The 16,035-nt window shown below is 62.1% G+C and carries 12 protein-coding genes and 1 other RNA gene; 5 read left to right on the forward strand and 8 right to left on the reverse strand.

Translation table 11 applies throughout. From position 1 onward, the window contains the following. Position 1: 1 nt before the first annotated feature. Complete coding sequence (locus F7P80_RS07945; protein WP_151043823.1) at positions 2-1,786, reverse strand: NAD(P)/FAD-dependent oxidoreductase; 1,785 nt, start codon at positions 1,784-1,786, stop codon at positions 2-4. A 97-nt stretch (positions 1,787-1,883) separates the two neighbouring features. Here F7P80_RS07945 and F7P80_RS07950 point away from each other — a divergent pair, with 97 nt between their 5' ends. After that, positions 1,884-2,960 carry a J domain-containing protein gene (locus F7P80_RS07950; protein ID WP_151043826.1) on the forward strand — a complete coding sequence of 359 codons (1,077 nt, stop codon included), beginning with the start codon at positions 1,884-1,886 and terminating at the stop codon, positions 2,958-2,960. A gap of 5 nt (positions 2,961-2,965) precedes the next feature. On the opposite strand, the gene F7P80_RS07955 is transcribed toward F7P80_RS07950, so the two are convergent. The 6 genes from F7P80_RS07955 to cysK form a co-directional block, all read right to left on the reverse strand. Further along, a complete protein-coding gene (locus F7P80_RS07955) occupies positions 2,966-6,397 on the reverse strand; it encodes an SbcC/MukB-like Walker B domain-containing protein (RefSeq protein ID WP_151043829.1) in 3,432 nt (1,143 codons plus the stop codon). Then, the gene (sbcD, locus tag F7P80_RS07960; RefSeq protein WP_151043832.1) at positions 6,394-7,635 is read right to left on the reverse strand and encodes an exonuclease subunit SbcD; all 1,242 of its coding nucleotides are present in this window, start codon (positions 7,633-7,635) and stop codon (positions 6,394-6,396) included. The genes F7P80_RS07955 and sbcD overlap by 4 nt, the downstream gene beginning before the upstream one ends. 181 nt (positions 7,636-7,816) lie before the next feature. Further along, the gene (locus F7P80_RS17290; protein ID WP_428840861.1) at positions 7,817-8,605 is read right to left on the reverse strand and encodes a methyl-accepting chemotaxis protein; all 789 of its coding nucleotides are present in this window, start codon (positions 8,603-8,605) and stop codon (positions 7,817-7,819) included. A gap of 42 nt (positions 8,606-8,647) precedes the next feature. After that, complete coding sequence (locus tag F7P80_RS17395) at positions 8,648-9,082, reverse strand: PAS domain-containing protein (RefSeq protein ID WP_249041414.1); 435 nt, start codon at positions 9,080-9,082, stop codon at positions 8,648-8,650. A 127-nt stretch (positions 9,083-9,209) separates the two neighbouring features. Next, positions 9,210-11,054 carry an ABC transporter ATP-binding protein gene (locus F7P80_RS07970; protein WP_077345156.1) on the reverse strand — a complete coding sequence of 615 codons (1,845 nt, stop codon included), beginning with the start codon at positions 11,052-11,054 and terminating at the stop codon, positions 9,210-9,212. Between the two features lie 212 nt (positions 11,055-11,266). After that, complete coding sequence (gene cysK, locus F7P80_RS07975) at positions 11,267-12,190, reverse strand: cysteine synthase A (RefSeq protein ID WP_151043836.1); 924 nt, start codon at positions 12,188-12,190, stop codon at positions 11,267-11,269. Between the two features lie 180 nt (positions 12,191-12,370). Between cysK and F7P80_RS16750 the strand changes: the two genes are divergently transcribed. From F7P80_RS16750 to F7P80_RS07990, 4 genes are all read left to right on the forward strand, one after another. Continuing rightward, the gene (locus tag F7P80_RS16750; RefSeq protein ID WP_162777462.1) at positions 12,371-12,541 is read left to right on the forward strand and encodes a hypothetical protein; all 171 of its coding nucleotides are present in this window, start codon (positions 12,371-12,373) and stop codon (positions 12,539-12,541) included. 35 nt (positions 12,542-12,576) lie between these two features. Then, positions 12,577-12,916, forward strand: an RNA gene (gene rnpB, locus F7P80_RS07980) — RNase P RNA component class A. Between the two features lie 113 nt (positions 12,917-13,029). Continuing rightward, positions 13,030-14,700, forward strand: coding sequence for an MBL fold metallo-hydrolase (locus tag F7P80_RS07985; RefSeq protein ID WP_151043839.1), 1,671 nt, complete (start codon positions 13,030-13,032; stop codon positions 14,698-14,700). Beyond that, positions 14,687-15,445: a S4 domain-containing protein gene (locus F7P80_RS07990; protein WP_077345157.1), complete on the forward strand. Its 759-nt coding sequence runs from the start codon at positions 14,687-14,689 to the stop codon at positions 15,443-15,445. Before F7P80_RS07985 ends, F7P80_RS07990 begins: the two co-directional genes overlap by 14 nt. 70 nt (positions 15,446-15,515) lie before the next feature. Here the strand turns inward: F7P80_RS07990 and F7P80_RS07995 are convergent, their stop codons facing one another. Then, positions 15,516-15,905, reverse strand: a complete 390-nt coding sequence (locus tag F7P80_RS07995; protein WP_058880096.1) for a DoxX family protein — start codon at positions 15,903-15,905, stop codon at positions 15,516-15,518. Between the last annotated feature and the right edge of the window lie 130 nt (positions 15,906-16,035).

A 16,035-nucleotide genomic window follows, 5' to 3' on the forward strand; every position in this document is an offset into this window, starting at 1 on the left:
CTTAGTAAGCGCCGGAGTTGCGCACGCCAGACGAAGGCACGTCCACGCCCAGAATGGCAGCGGCTACGGCTTCCCCCACCTTGATGCCATCCACACCGGCCGACAGAATGCCGCCTGCGTAGCTGGCACCTTCCCCGGCGGGGTACAGGCCGCGCGTATTCACGCTCTGGAAGTTGGCATCACGCGCAATCTTCACAGGCGATGAGGTACGCGTTTCCACGCCCGTGAGCACGGCATCGTGCATGTCGTAGCCGCGAATCTTCTTGCCAAAGGCAGGCAGGGCTTCGCACATGGCTTCGATCGCAAACGTGGGCAGTGCCTGGTGCAGGTCGCCCCAGGTAATGCCGGGCTTGTAGGAAGGTGGCACGCCACCTACGTCTTGCGAAGGCTTGCCCTTGATAAAGTCGCCCACCAGCTGGCCCGGCGCGTTGTAGTTGCGCCCGCCCAGCACATAGGCCTTGGATTCGAGTTGGCGCTGGAACACGATGCCTGACAGGGGGTGGTACTGGCCTGCGGGCTGGTGCTCTACGCCAAAGGTCTTGCCGTCAAAGGCCCAGGCAAAGGATTCGGCATCCTGTGGGTAGTCCGAGGGCTCAATCGCGCAGACCATGCCCGCATTGGCGTTGCGCTCGGCGCGCGAATACTGGCTCATGCCATTGGTGACCACGCGCTCAGGCTCGCTGGTGGCCGCGACCACGGTGCCGCCGGGGCACATACAGAAGCTATAGACCGCACGGCCATTCTTGGCGTGGTGCACCAGCTTGTAGTCGGCCGCGCCCAGCAGGGGGTGGCCTGCATTTTTGCCCCAGCGTGCCTTGTCAATCACGCTCTGGGGGTGCTCGATACGAAAGCCCACGGAGAAAGGCTTGGCCTCCATGTAGACACCGCGCTCATAGAACATGGTAAAGGTGTCGCGTGAGCTGTGGCCCAGCGCCATCACCACATGATCGGTCTGCAGCGTATAGCTTTCGCCCGTGGCTTGCTTCAAAATTTGTAGTGCCGTGACGTGGCGGTCATCGCCTTCACCTTCGATGGTGATGTCGGTCACGCGCTCTTCAAAGCGGATTTCGCCGCCCAGACGGCGGATTTCTTCGCGAATGCCTTCCACCAGTTTCACCAGTTTGAAGGTGCCGATGTGGGGGTGGGCGGCATACATGATCTCGGGCGGTGCGCCATAGGTGACGAACTCGGTCAGCACTTTGCGGCCCAGATGGCGTGGGTCCTTGATCTGGCTGTAGAGCTTGCCGTCAGAGAAAGTGCCTGCGCCGCCTTCGCCAAACTGCACGTTGGACTCAGGCGTCAGCTCGCGCTTGCGCCACAGACGCCAGGTGTCCTTGGTGCGCTCGCGCACGGTCTTGCCGCGTTCCAGCACGATGGGCTTGAAGCCCATCTGCGCCAGCACCAGCGCAGCAAACATGCCGCAGGGGCCAAAGCCTACGACCACGGGGCGGTGCTTGAGGTCTGCGGGGGCATGACCCACAGGCTTCCACGTCATATCGGGCGTGGGGTTCACATGGGGGTGCTCGGCAAACTGGGCCAGCAGCGCGGCTTCCTGTGCGGGGTCTGCCAGTGTGATGTCGATGATGTAGACGGCCAGCAGTTCGGCCTTGTTGCGCGCATCAAAGCTGCGCTTGTGCACGGTGAGCTGGGCGATGGCCTCAGGTGCAATCCCCAGCCGTGCTGCGGCCTGGGCACGCAGCTGGGCTTCGGGATGGTATTCGGTGTGGTTCTCGGGGTGGTATGAAACGACCGAGAGAGGGACTTTGAGTTCTGCAATACGAATCATGGGCTTGTACCTATCAAGCAAGAGATGCGCATCGTAGCGCCAAGTGTTTGGCCTTGTCGCAGGCTCTGAATGTGCGCTTCACAGACAATCAGCGCCTATGGATACCGCCCGTCTGCCCGTTTTTTCCACCCAGTTATTGATTTGTCCTGCACAGCCTGATGTACCCCTGAGTGCGGCGCAGCAGGCATTCAACCGCTTACTGGAGCAGCTCGATGCTGCCCGCACCCAGTGGCAGGCTTGGCAGGACGCCACGCAGGAAGTGCACACGCGCTATGCGCAGCAGGTGCGCCCGCTGATGCAGCAGCTGTGGCAGGCACAGGCGGCACTGGCGCAGTGGCTGGACAGCTGCTCGGGCCAGGCCATGAGCAAGCTCGATCGCCAGACCCTGCAGCACATGATTGTGCAGCTGAGCGAAGACGGGGCGCAGCAGGCCAGCGGGGTAGTTGGCGCGACACTGGCCGAGCTGCATGCCCGCTATGCACCTGCGCAGCAGGCAGAACCAGAGCCAGCCGAAGAAGTGGCAGCGCAGACGGTTGCGCACAACGCCGCGCCTGAGATCGACTGGAACGATGCAGATGCCGTGGCCGCCTATGTGGAGGCGCAGACCCAGGCTGCACAGCGACAGGCGCAGCGCGCACGGGCCGCACACCAGCAGCAACGTCAGCGCCAGCAAGCACAGCGCAAGGCGCAGGCTGCGCAGCAGGAGGCCAAGCCTTCGGTCAAGGCGGTCTACCGCAAGCTGGCCAGCAGCCTGCACCCGGACCGGGAGCAAGACCCGAAAGCCCGCGCACGCAAAACCGCGCTGATGCAGCGTGTGAATCAGGCCTACGAGGCCGATGATTTGTTGGCCCTGCTGGAGCTGCAATGGGAGGTCGAGCTGCTGGATGCTAAGCGCATGGTGCAGTTGCAGGACGCCCACTTGCAGCGCTACAGCCTGGTGCTGCAGGAGCAATTGCAGCAGCTGCTGCAGGCCACACGAGATGCACAGGCCGAGCTGGCCCAGATGCTGGGCCTGAACCCGCAGCTGCGCCATGCGCCGCACAAAATGCCCAAGCTGCTGCGCCAGTATGTGCAAAGCCTGCAGCAGCAGGTGGCGCAGCTACAGCATGCCACCGTGCATTTGCAGCGCCAGCCAGATGCGCTGGTGGACTGGCTGCGCGCACAGCGCGCATAGCTGGGTTAATACGTCAGGGTGGAATAGCCCACACCGCCCGCCTTGCTCACGCGGATTTGCACGGGAATGCGCTCCTTGAGGGCTTCCACGTGGCTGATGATGCCAATCATCTTGCCGCTGGCGTTCAGGGCATCGAGGGCGCTGAGGGCCGTCTCCAGCGTGTCGCCATCCAGTGTGCCAAAACCTTCGTCGAGGAAGAGCGAATCAATAGACACCTTGTGGCTGACCAGATCCGACAGGGCCAGCGCCAGTGCCAGACTCACGAGGAAGGATTCACCGCCTGAGAGTGTGCGCGTGTCGCGTGCCACATCGCCCTGCCAGCCATCCACAATGTCCAGTTCCAGCTCGCCCGTGGTTTTGCGGCGCAGGCTGTAGCGGCCATGCAGGCGCTGCAGATGCCGGTTGGCCAGGTGCAGCAGGTGGTCCAGCGTCAGACCCTGCGCAAACCTGCGGAATTTGTCGCCCTTGGCAGAGCCAATCAGGGCATCCAGCCGCTGCCAGACGTCGCAGTCCTGCTGCGCACGTTCGATGGCTTGCAGCAAGGCCTGCTGTTGCTCGCGCAGCTGGGCGTCCGCTTCAAGGCGTGCCAGGTTAGCGCCCAGCTGTGTGTTGTGTTGATCGCGCTGGTTCTGCACATCGGCCATGTGTGCCTGAATGGCATCCGGTGCTTCTTCGCTCAATGCCTGTTGCTGTAGTTCAGCCAGACGCTGCTGGGCCGCGTTCCACAGCGCATGGCTGCGCTGCACTTCGCCATGCAGCTGCTCGTGCAGGCGCTGCAGACGTAGCAGCTCGGCTTCAGGCAGCAGTGCGGCAAGGAAGTCCTGCTCTGTGGCGAAAGGGCTGGCCTGTAGGGCCTGCTGCCAGTCGGCTTGCGCAGCCTGCAGGTCTTGCTGCAGTTGATGCAAGGTCGCTTCCGCCTGGCGCAGTTGGCCTTGCTGGCTGTGCTGTTGCTGGCGGCAGTGTTCCAGTTGTTGCACGCAGCTTTCCAGATCCGCTGGCAGTTGGGCATTGCGTCCAGGCAGGGCATCGGGCGCAAGGCCCAGCGCTGCACATTGCTGCTGCCAGTGCTCGGCGGTGGACGCAGCCTGTGTGTGCTGGTGGTGCAGGCTGTCCAGCGTGCGCGCCAGTGCCTGGAGTTGTTGCTGGCGCTGCTGCCAGCTGTGCCACTCCTGCTGGCGGGCCTGCAGCCAGTTCTGCATGTCGGCGGCCTCGGGCAAGGCATAACCCTGTGCCTTGAGACTGTCTGACAGGGCTTGTTGCTGTGCCTGCATGTCCTGCTGCAGCGTCTGTAACTCGGTCTGGGCCTGTTGCAGTTGCTGTACGCGCTCGTGCAGTTGCTGTTCGGTCAGCGCGAGGGTGTGGGCGCAGTCCTTGTGCTGCTGCTCGGCCTGCTGCAGGGCTTGCTGGGTTTGCTGCAGCTGCTGCTCGGCGGCATCGGCAGCTTGCAGCTGTTGGTGCAGCTGTTCGGTGGCTTGCTGGGCTTGCCGGTACTGTGCTTCCAGCGCCTGCGCCGAGGTTTCGGCGGCGGCGGTGCTGGCCGTCAAAACTTCCCAGCGCTGCTGCCATTGCGCCAGCTGCTGCTCAGCGGCTTGCAGCTGGGTGTTCCGCTCTGTCTGCTGGGCGTGGACGGCGGCCAGCTCGGCGCTGACCGTTTCACCCTGGCGCTGTACGGCATCGCGCTCGGCTTCTGCCTGCTGCAGGGCCTGCTGTGTGGCGGAGACATCCAGCGCCGCATAGCGCGCAATGGCCGGGTGTTCCTGAGAGCCGCACAGCGGGCAGGCTTCGCTGGGCTGCAGCGCATGGCGGTACTGCTCCAGACTCTGGATGCGTTGCTCCTGTAGCAGCAGGGTCTGCTTGTCCTGCACTTTTTCCTGCAGGGCCTTGTATTGCGTACGTAGCTGGTGGCGCTGCGCTTCCAGTTGCACGATGCGCTGCGCAATGTCCTGCAGGGCCAGCGCATGCTGCTGGCGTTGCACTTCCATGGCACTGCGCTGCGCGGCATGGTCGCGCAGCTGCTGCCTGTGCTGTGCCGTTTCCAGTGCGATCTGCCAGCGCTGGCGCAGGGCTTGCAGGCTGCTTTCCGCACCCAGTTGCTGCTGCAACGCCTTTGTAGCCCGTGCGTGCTGCTGCTGTGCGGTCTGCACGGCTTGCGCGGCCTGTGTGCAGGCTGTCTGCTGCTGGCCGCGCTGTTGTTGCAGGCGTTCAGCAGCGTGCTTGAGCTCAGCGATATGGCGGTTGTGGGCTGCCAGCTTGCCTTGGTCTTGCTGCAGTTGCTCCAGCTTGGAGCGCCAGCCGCTCAGCGCTTCGCCCAGCTGTGCATAGGGGGCATGTTGCTGCAGCCAGTCTTGCCATTCGGATTGCTGTTGCTGGGTTTGCGCGAGTGCTTGCTCAACCTGCTGCAGCGCATGGGTACTCAGCGTACGGGCCTGCAGGTGCAGCAGCTCCAGCGCCTGCTGTGTCTGCTGCAGGCTGCGCTGCAGTTGCTGGTGCTCGGCGCTGGCCTGTGTGTGTTGCTGCTGCAGGCGCTGGCAGTGGGCATGGCGTGGCGCAATGGCCTGGGCGGGGGCATGGGCCTGCAGACGCTGCAACTCGGCACTGGCGTTGTACAAGGCTTGCTGGGCTGCGGCATGGGCTTGCTCCGCACGCGTGACTTCCTCAGCCGTGCTGGTGGTCTGTGCTTGCCATTGCGCAATGGTGTGCAGTTGGCGCAGCTGTTCCTGTAATTGCTGCAATGTGCTGCGCAGGGTGTCGGACTGGGTTTGCAGCGCTTCGCGTGTGGTGGCGTCCAGCGGCTGCATGCCTTGCAGCAGGGCTTGCTGCTTTTCCAGCTGCTGGCGGGCTTCGCGGGCACGCTCAAACACAGCTTGAGAGATCTGGCCGTAGACCTCGGTGCCGGTCAGCTCTTCGAGCAGCTCGGCACGCTCGTTGGCGTTGGCGTTCAGAAAAGCCGCAAAACCGCCTTGCGCCAGCAGCATGGACTTGGTGAATCGTCCAAAGTCCAGGCCCGTGAGGCCGACGATGCGCTTGAGCTTGTCATTGCTGTGGGTGGTGAGAATTGCTCCTTCACCCGTGGCTGGGTCAATGTGTGCCAGCTCTACCTTGGGTGGCTGCAGTGCGCCATGGACCTTGTCACGCGCACGGCGCTGGCTCCAGAAGGCACGGTAGGTCTGGCCTTTGACGGAAAAAGTCACCTCGGCCATGCAGCCGGCCGTGTGGCGCGTCATCAAATCGTTGTTGCTGCCACCAATGCTGCTCAGGCGCGGGGTCTGGTGGTACAGGGCCAGGCAGATGGCATCGAGCAGGGTGGACTTGCCAGCCCCCGTCGGCCCGGTGATGGCAAACAGGCTGTTGTCGGCAAAGGGCGGCTGGCTGAAGTCAATGGCAAATTCGCCTTTGAGGGCGTTGAGGTTTTTCAGGCGCAGGCTCAGGATTTTCATGCGGCCTCTCCAGTAGTGATGCTGCGCAGCACGTGCTCATAGCGCTGCTGCAGCGCGGTCTGCAGCTCGGGCGCCAGGCTTTCCTGCGCCAGCCTGCGTGCAAACACGTCCTGCGGCGTGAGTTCCTGCAGCGATTCGCTGGGCTCGCCCAACAGCTGGGCGGTGGCTGTGCCGCGCTGGCGCTTGGTGCGCAGCACTTCCACGGGTAAGTCCTCCGTCATGCTGGCAATGCGTGCGGCCAGATCGGGCAGGTAGTCGTCTTCCTGCACCGTCACTTCCACCCAGGCGGGGTGCTCGGTGCTAACGCCTTCACGGGCAGCGATTTCCTTGAGGGCAGCAGGCAAGCTGGTCAGATTGCCGGAGACCGAGGCCAGTACCTGAACCACCGGCGTGGACAGGGGCGTGACGCTGTGCAGGCCTTGTGCGTGGAGATCCACCAGCAGCACTTCCTTGGTCTGTCTGGCTTCGTCGAAGCCCAGTGCAATGGGTGAGCCGCAGTAGCGAATGTGTTCCAGCCCACCGACTTTTTGTGGCTTGTGGATATGGCCGAGCGCAATGTAATCAGCGGGGGGGAAGGCGCTGGTCGGGAACGCTTCTAGTGCACCCACATAAATTTCGCGCACGGATTCATTGCTGCTGGCACCCACGGTGGTCAGGTGCCCGGTGGCAACAATGGGCACTTGCACGCCATGGGCCTGCTGCAGTGCGGTCTGCTGGGCCTGTGCGGCGGCAAACACGCGGGCATAGGTGTCGGCAATGGCGGTTTGCAGGCTGCGCTGCTTGTCTTCGGCGCTTTGCCCCGCCTGGCTGGTGAGTACATCGCGTGGGCGGATAAAGGGCAGGGCGCAGACAATGCAGCCGGGTTGCGCGCTGCCACGCTGGGGCAGGGTGACCACGTGCTGGCTAGCCTCACCCGTCGCAGCAATCACTGTGGTGTTCAGGTGGTGCATCAGCGGCAGGCTTTCGCTGAGCACGCTGACGGAGTCATGGTTGCCGCCCAGCAGCAGCAAGGCCACGCCCTGGCGGTGCAGCTCGGCAATCAGGCGGTAGTACAGCGCACGGGCGTAGCTGGGCGGGGTGCCGGTGTCGAAAATGTCACCCGCAATCAGCACGGCATCCACCGCGTGCTGCTGCACCTGTTCGAGCAGCCAGTCAATCAGCAGCGCGTGCTCGCGCTCGCGGCTGTGGTTCATGAAGTTCTGGCCCAGGTGCCAGTCAGAGGTGTGAAGAATGCGCATGCGGTAGCAAGGAGAAAAGACAAAGCAGACAGCATGTGGATGCTATCAATGCCGCAGTGGCTGTGCGGCGGTGCTTGAAAAATAAGAGCTTCCAGCGCTTGATAGTGCTTGGATTCAAATTGAAAAGCATCTGAAATCCTTGCAATACAAGCGCTGGCAGCTATGAAAAGTAGTAGCGCTTTCAGAGCCTGAAGATGTCCAGCGTGCGGCGCAGAATGCCTGCGTGGGCATCCATGTGGTGGGCCGACTGGGCAGAGACCTCTGCCAACTGTGCATTGTCCTGGGTGACGGTGTCCAGGTCATGGAGCGCATCGTTGACCTGGGCAATGCCCTGGCTTTGCGCGTCCGCTGCCGTGGTCACGTCCTGCAGCAGCTGGCTGACGTCGGTGACTGAGGCCACCACCTGCTGGATGGTCTGGCTGGCCTGCTGCATATGGCGTGCGCTTTGCTCGATCTGGCCGCTGGTGGTGGCAATCAGCTGGCGGATTTCTCCGGCCGCCTGCGCACTGCGCTGGGCTAGGGCACGCACTTCACCGGCCACCACGGCAAAGCCACGGCCCTGCTCGCCAGCACGCGCTGCTTCCACGGAGGCATTGAGCGCGAGGATGTTGGTCTGGAAGGCAATGCTTTCAATGGTGGCAATGATCTGCCCCATCTGCTGTGAAGACTGGTACATGGTCTGCACCAGCGCGCTGACTTCCTCCATGGCGGTGCCGCCCTGCTGGGCCAGGCTGGAAAAGCCGTCAATCTCATGCCGGGCATCCCCCACCACAGCGCGCAAGTTGATCTGCACCTGCTTGAGCCGCTCCAGCAGAAAGCCCATGGGGTGTCGCCCCTGGTAGGCGGGCAGCGCACCATCGAGCTTGCAGCCTGCAATATCGCTGCACAGCGACACGGCGGCCTCAAAAGGCTGGGTAATGCGCAGATGCTGGCGGTACAGCACCAGGCCCGTCAGCGCCGCCAGCAGCATGGCTTGCAGGCCTATCTGCCAGCCCTGCGTGCCCTGGCGGAATCAGGCGTACAGCGCAGTGGCAGCGCGCACTTCGCCGTCTGTAGGCTTGACACGCACCCAGTAGTAGCGCCCGTCCTTGCGCAGGTGCTTGACCAGCCCGATCCAGGTGCGGCCATGGCCGATGGTGGCCCCCATGTCCTTGAAGGCTTCGGCAGGCATGTCGGGGTGGCGCACGATGTTGTGCGGCTGGCCCATGAGCTCATCCATGCTGTAGCCGCTGACGTGGCAGAAGGCAGCGTTGCAGTGGGTGATACGGCCCGTGCGGTCCGTGGTGGACATGAGCAGTTCGTGCTCAGGGAAGACAAATGCCTCATCGCGCACGGCGATGCTGCGCTGTGCGGGTTCAAACACCGGAGGGGGTGGAGGTGGTGTCTGAATTCTGGGCGATGTGCGGCGCTGTGTGATGGCGTCAGATCGCGAAGCCGTAACCTGCATGGAGCCTCCTTCATGCTGCGTTTTTTCAGGTCAAAAACGCTGACATGCTAGGTAGACCCTGTCTCAAAGCAGGCACCGCTCATCACATGAACGGTGCCTGCATGGCAGCTTGTTTTAGAGCAAGCAGTTACAGCTGCCCTTCCGTGGGCTCATTCAGGAAACCCCCACTCTGGTGGGCCCACAGGCGTGCGTAGATGCCGCCCAGCTGCAACAGCTCCTGGTGCGTGCCCTGCTCCACGATATGGCCCTTGTCCATGACGATGAGGCGGTCCATGGCGGCAATGGTGGAGAGGCGGTGGGCAATCGCAATCACGGTCTTGCCTTCCATGAGGTCGTCCAGGCTTTGCTGGATCGCGGCTTCCACCTCGCTGTCCAGCGCGCTGGTGGCCTCGTCCAGCAGCAAGATGGGCGCGTCCTTGAGCATCACGCGCGCAATCGCCACGCGCTGGCGCTGGCCGCCTGAGAGTTTCACGCCGCGCTCGCCCACTTGTGCGTCATAGCCGCTGCGGCCATGGCGGTCGGTCAGCGTGTCAATGAACTCGGCCGCCTTGGCACGCTCGGCGGCGGCGCGCATTTGCTCCTCGGTGGCATCGGGGCGGCCATACAGAATGTTTTCACGCATGGAGCGGTGCAGCAGCGAGGTGTCCTGCGTCACCATGCCAATTGCGCCGCGCAGGCTGTCCTGCGTGACCTGGCTGATGTCCTGGCCGTCAATGGTGATGCGGCCTGCCTGTGGCTCGTGAAAGCGCAGCAGCAGGTTCACCAGCGTGGACTTGCCTGCACCCGAGCGGCCAATCAGGCCAATGCGCTCGCCGGGGCGAATGTGCAGGTCCAGCCCGTCGATGATTTTCTTGGCGCCGTCCTTGTAGCCAAAGCTCACGTGCTCAAAACGAATTTCGCCCTGCTTGACCTGCAGCGCAGGAGCGTTGGGTGCATCCACAATGGTGCGGGGCTTGGACAAGGTGGTAATGCCGTCATGGATGGTGCCAATGTTTTCAAACAGGCCCGTCATCTGCCACATCACCCAGTGGGAGTAGCCCGCAATGCGCAGCGCCATAGCAATCACGGCCGCGACCACGCCTGCACCGGTCTGGCCCGTGCTCCACAGCCACAGCGCCATGCCGCCACTGCTCAGAATCAGGAGCGTGATCATGGTGTGGTTGCTCAGCTCGAACAGGCTGACCAGACGCATCTGCGCGTAGCCGGTTTTCTTGAAGTCTTCCATGGCGCTGCGTGCGTACTCGGCCTCGCGGCGGGTATGGGCAAACAGTTTGACGGTGGCGATGTTGGTGTAGGCATCGGTCACACGGCCCGTCATCATGGATCGCGCATCGGCCTGCTCCTGGCCAATCTTGCCCAGACGCGGCACAAAGTACCAGCAGGCCAGGGCGTAGCAGAGCAGCCAGATGCCAAAGGGCAGCAGCAGGTAGGCATCAAAACTGCCAGCCAGCAGCAAGATGCTGATGAAGTACACGCCCACGCCGACCAGCACATCGACCACGATGAAGATCACCTCACGCACAGCCAGCGCGGTCTGCATGATCTTGGTGGTGATGCGTCCGGCAAACTCGTCTGCGTAGAACGACATGCTCTGGCCCAGCATCAGCCGGTGGAACACCCAGCGCATGCGCATGGGAAAGTTGATCGCCAGCACCTGGTGCATGACCATGGTGTGCAGGGCCAGCAGCACGATGGAGCCCAGCAAGATGGCTGCAATGCCGAGCAGACTGCCGCGCTGCACCTGCCAGAACTCTGCCATCGGCGTGGTAGACAGCCAGTTCACCACGCGGCTCATCACGCCAAACAGAAAGGCTTCATAGATGGCCAGCAGGGCGCTGGTGATGGTCATCAGCACAATCCAGCCGCGCATGCCGCGCGTGCAGGACCACAGAAAGGCGACAAAGCCCGTGGGCGGCAGCTGGGGCTCGTCCGCGGGATAGGGGGGAATGCGTTTTTCAAAAAATCCGAACAAGCTGTGTTTCTCCTTGTTCGGGCAATGGTAGGCAAGAGCCTTGACCTGTGAGGGTGCAGGGATTCGTTCTCTGAAAACAATAGCTGCCAGCGCTTGTATTTATTGAATTTCAGATAGAAAACTATCTGAAATCCTTTATTTGCAAGCGCTGGCAGCTATAAAAAAGCCGCCGGCATGGCGTGCGGCGGCTGATGGGGCAAAGACAGCGCGTCTTATGCGCCGGTAGGCAGAAAACCTTCCACGGACAGATAGCGCTCGCCCGTGTCATAGGCAAAGCCCAGCACCTTGGCGCCAGCGGGCAGCTCAGGCAGCTTTTGCGCAATCGCGGCCAGCGTTGCCCCCGACGAAATACCGACCAGCAGGCCTTCCTGCGCAGCTGCGCGGCGGGCGTATTCACGGGCAGGCTCGCCTTCGACCTGGATGACACCGTCCAGCAGCGCCACGTCAAGGTTCTTGGGAATAAAGCCCGCACCAATGCCCTGAATAGGGTGGGGCGCAGGGCTGCCGCCAGAGATCACGGGCGAAGCCGCAGGCTCCACGGCAAACACTTTCAGATTCGGGAACTTGGCCTTGAGTACCTTGGCCACGCCAGACAGGTGGCCGCCCGTGCCTACGCCGGTGATCAGCACGTCCAGCCCATCGGGGAAGTCCGCCAGAATTTCCTGGGCCGTGGTGGCTTCGTGGATGTCTACGTTGGCAGGGTTTTCAAACTGTTGGGGAATCCATGCGCCGGGAGTCTGTGCCGCCAGTTCCTGCGCGCGGGCGATGGCGCCCTTCATGCCTTTTTCCTTGGGGGTCAGATCAAACGTAGCGCCATAGGCCAGCATCAGGCGGCGGCGCTCGATGGACATGCTCTCTGGCATGACCAGAATCAGCTTGTAGCCCTTGACTGCTGCGACCAAGGCCAGACCCACGCCGGTATTGCCGCTGGTGGGCTCAATGATGATGCCGCCGGGTTTGAGTGCGCCGGATTTTTCTGCCGCTTCCACCATGACCAGTGCAATACGGTCCTTGATGGAGCCACCGGGGTTGCCGCGCTCAGACTTGATCCACACATTGGCATTGCTGCCGAAGATGCGGTTCATGCGGATGATGGGCGTGTTGCCAATCGTCTGTAAAACGTTGTCGAACTTCATTGCGGCTCCTTGGGTGCATGCACGTTAGATCAGAACATTGTGGCGCAATTGTTCACACACCGGGCGATATGCATATAGCTGCTTGCCATATGTTCCGTATCAGCTTGTGCGTGCAGACTGCTTGCTATCCGGTACGGCCTCCGTTACCGTGTCACACAGACTGACAAAGGGGGTCCAAGCGTGCCTTTACTGCACATCAACATGGCCGTGATGACGGTTGCCTGCCTCTTGCTGCTGGTAGGTTTTTCACTGCGCGAATACGTATGGGGTCCGGGAATGATGCTGCTGGGCTCACTGACCATCATGGGCCTCATCATCTACGACATACGGATTCTTTCCGCCATGTCCTGAGGGTGCACAGATTCCTGAGGGATAATGGCCGCCGTGAAGTTCGCCAGACTGCCGCTGGTGCAAGCGTGGAAACACGGCACTGGAGGAACGTCCGGACTGCATAGGGCAGCGTAGCAGCTAACAGCTGTCCACCGTGAGGTGAGGATCAGAGCAACAGAGACGTAGTCTTGGGGGCGTACCGCAAGGTAAACCACCAAGGGTGAAACGGGCAATCTCTACGCGCAGCAATACCAAGTAGGCACACGTTGACGGGGCCCCCGGAGTGTGCGGGTAGGTAGCATCGAGCCAGTTGGGCGACCACTGGCCCAGAGTAATGGCAGTCACGCAGCGGGTAACCGCTGTGCACAGAATCCGGCTTATCGGCGGACTTCACACTTATCAAACACCCATACCAGCGCCCCGGACCTCCGGGGCGCTGCTGTTTCTGGCGCGTGCAACGGCTTTGCAGGTGACAGCTCTGACAGCATGCTTGCTCAATAATGTGCAGCATGCTGCGTCCTGAACAATTGCTCTATCCCCAGCGGGTGCCCAGCGAGCCGCTGGCTGCCTCCACCTTGCTGCTGCTGCGTGACCGCCCCGAAGGTGGCTGGGAGGTCCTGATGACACGGCGCTCCAGCGCCGCCAGCTTTGGCCCTGGCATGTACGTCTTTCCTGGTGGCTGCATTGAAGCGCAGGATGGGCAGATCCCTGCAGAGGTGGTGCAGTTCCGCCCGGAGATGGAGGCCGCGACCCGCACGGCCACCGTGGCGGCCCTGCGCGAAACTCTGGAAGAGATGGGCGTGCTGCTGGCCTTGCGTGCCGATGGTGCGCCTGCCGCGCAGGCAGAGGTGGATGCGCTGGACCGCCATGCACCGCTGTGGCCCCAGCTGCAGCAGGCCGGGTTGCGGCTGGATGCAGCAGCGCTGTGGCAGGTCGGGCACTTCACGGCTCCGGCCCATCTGCCCAAGCGCTTTGCCGTGCCCTTTTTTGTGGCACGCATGCCAGAGGGGCAGACGCCCTTGCCTGACAACAGCGAGCAGTTTGAAGCTGTCTGGATAGAGCCCAAGGCCGCACTCGACAAGCACCGCAGCAAGCAGATGCCCATGATGCTGCCCACGGTGTATACGCTCAAATACCTGTCACGCTATGACAGCGTGCAGGCGATCCAGCAGGCCGCAGCCCATGGTTTGCTGTGGAGCCATGCACCACGCTTTGTGCTGGACCAGGGCAAGGAGCGGGCGCTGATTGAAAGCGATCTGGCCTATGGTGAAGCGGCCATGGTCTGCCCTGATGGCCAGGTGCTGCACGACATTGCCTGGCAAAACGAGCGTGCCGTGCCGCTGCGCAAAAACCTGCTGCGCTTGACGGCACCGAACGCCAATGTGATGACTGGCCCTGGCACCAACAGCTATCTGGTGGGGGAGCAGGCTACGGGCTATATCGCTATCGACCCTGGACCGGCAGACCGCGCGCATGTGCAGCGCCTGCTGGATGCGGCTGGGGGGGATATTCGCCACATTGTCTGCACCCATTCCCATCCGGATCACTCGCCCGGCGCATTTTTGCTGCAGTCGCTGTGCGAGACGCGGGGCTGGCGGCCGCAGATTTACGGCATGCCATCGGCGGCCACTTCCCGTGCAGACAGCCAGTTTGTGCCCGATGTGGTGCTGCAAGATGGTGAGCAGCTTAGGCTTGTGGGACAAGCGCTGGATGGCAAAAACATTGTCCATACCCTGCGTGCTGTCTTCACGCCGGGCCATGCGGCCAATCACCTGTGCCTGCTGCTGGAAGAGGATGCGCTGCTGTTCAGCGGTGACCACATCCTCAATGGCAGCACCACCATCATCGATCTGCCGGATGGCAATATGCGCGACTACATTGCCAGCCTGGACAAGCTGGCGGCGCTGTGTGCACAGCAGGGCGTGGAGTTCTTGCTGCCTGCCCATGGCTATGTGCTGGGTCAGGCGCAGCAGGTGATTGCCCAGCTCAAGGCCCACCGCCTGGCGCGTGAGGCCAAGGTGCTCGCTGCCATGCAGCAAAAACCTGATGGAACGCCGCAGGACTGGGTGGCACTGGCTTATGCCGACACGCCCCAGCATCTGTGGAAGCTGGCAGAAAGAAGCCTGATGGCGCACGTGGATCGGATTCGTGCCCTAAGCTTATTGCATGTCACAGACTGAATCCCACAAGGACAACGCCGTTCGGCTGTCCAAGCGACTGGCCGAGCAACTGCAATGCTCGCGCCGCGAAGCAGCGCTTTATATTGAAAACGGGGCCGTGCAGGTGGACGGTATCACCGTCGAACACCCGGGTGCGCGCGTGCTGCCAGAGCAAACCATCACGTTGGAGGCCGGGGCCAAGCCGCAGGAGGTGCCGCCTGTCACCATCTTGCTGCACAAGCCTGCCCATTACGCCGCATTGACCCCGCGCGGTGCAGAGCAGAGTGCGCAGGACTTGCTGACGGTTGACCACTGGAACCAGGGCAATACGCCAGCTCCCATCCGCGTGCTGAACAAGCATTTTCAGCATCTGGAGTGCCTGGAAGCTTTGCCGCTGCCTGCCAGTGGACTGACGATTTACTCTCAGGACAGGCGCGTGATACGCAAGCTGCAGGAGGAAGCTCGTTTTCTGGAGCAGGAGTGCATTGCCGAAGTGCAGGGCAAGATCGTGGACGGCGGCCTGGAGCGCCTGTGCAATGGCACTGCGATAGAAGGCAAGCAGCTGCCACGCATCAAGGTCAGCTGGCAAAGCGAGCAACGCCTGCGTTTTGCGCTCAAGGGGATTGCCCCGCATGAAATCGATGCCATGTGCCGGGGCGTGGGGCTGAAGCTGGTCGGGCTCAAGCGCCTGCGCGTAGGCCGCATCTCCATGGCTGGGCTGACCGAAGGGCAGTGGCGTTACCTCATGCCCTGGGAGCGCTTTTAACTGCTTGCTTCACGCAGCAGCAAATGCAAAGGGGCCGTCAGGCCCCTTGTGCTTTTCAGGTGCAAAGCGTTTATTTGCTTTTGCTGTGTCCCATGGCAACCACCAGCGCGGTCACCAGAAAAAACGCCTGCAGCTCCAGCATCCAGCCCCCCGATTTGTTGAGAAGCAGAAACTGCTGGCTGTGCACCAGAATCAGTGCTACGACCATATTGATGGCGATGACCAGTGCCGCAGGCACTACGTACAGCCCTACGAGCAGAAACAGTGGGGCTACCACCTCGCCCAGAAATACCGCATAGGCCAGAAAACCTGGCAGCCCGGTCTGCGCCACCATGGCTTCAATATGCCCGATGCCATAGCGGACCTTGGCCCAGCCGTGGAACAACATCAGTATCGCCAGTGTGACTCTCAGTAACACCATGGCTGCCTGCGGATGGTAGAAATATTTCCAGAAGCTCATGGGCGTTCAGCTTACGCAGTTTCGCGCGTCAATGAAAGGGTGGTGGCAGGGTAAAGGCTGCTCCAGCGCATATTGCTGTTTAACGTGCAGCATGAACGATGCAGATCAGGGTGCAGCCTGTGTAGTCCAA

Origin of the sequence: Comamonas kerstersii (assembly GCF_008801935.1) — a bacterium.
GTDB lineage: Bacteria > Pseudomonadota > Gammaproteobacteria > Burkholderiales > Burkholderiaceae_C > Comamonas > Comamonas kerstersii.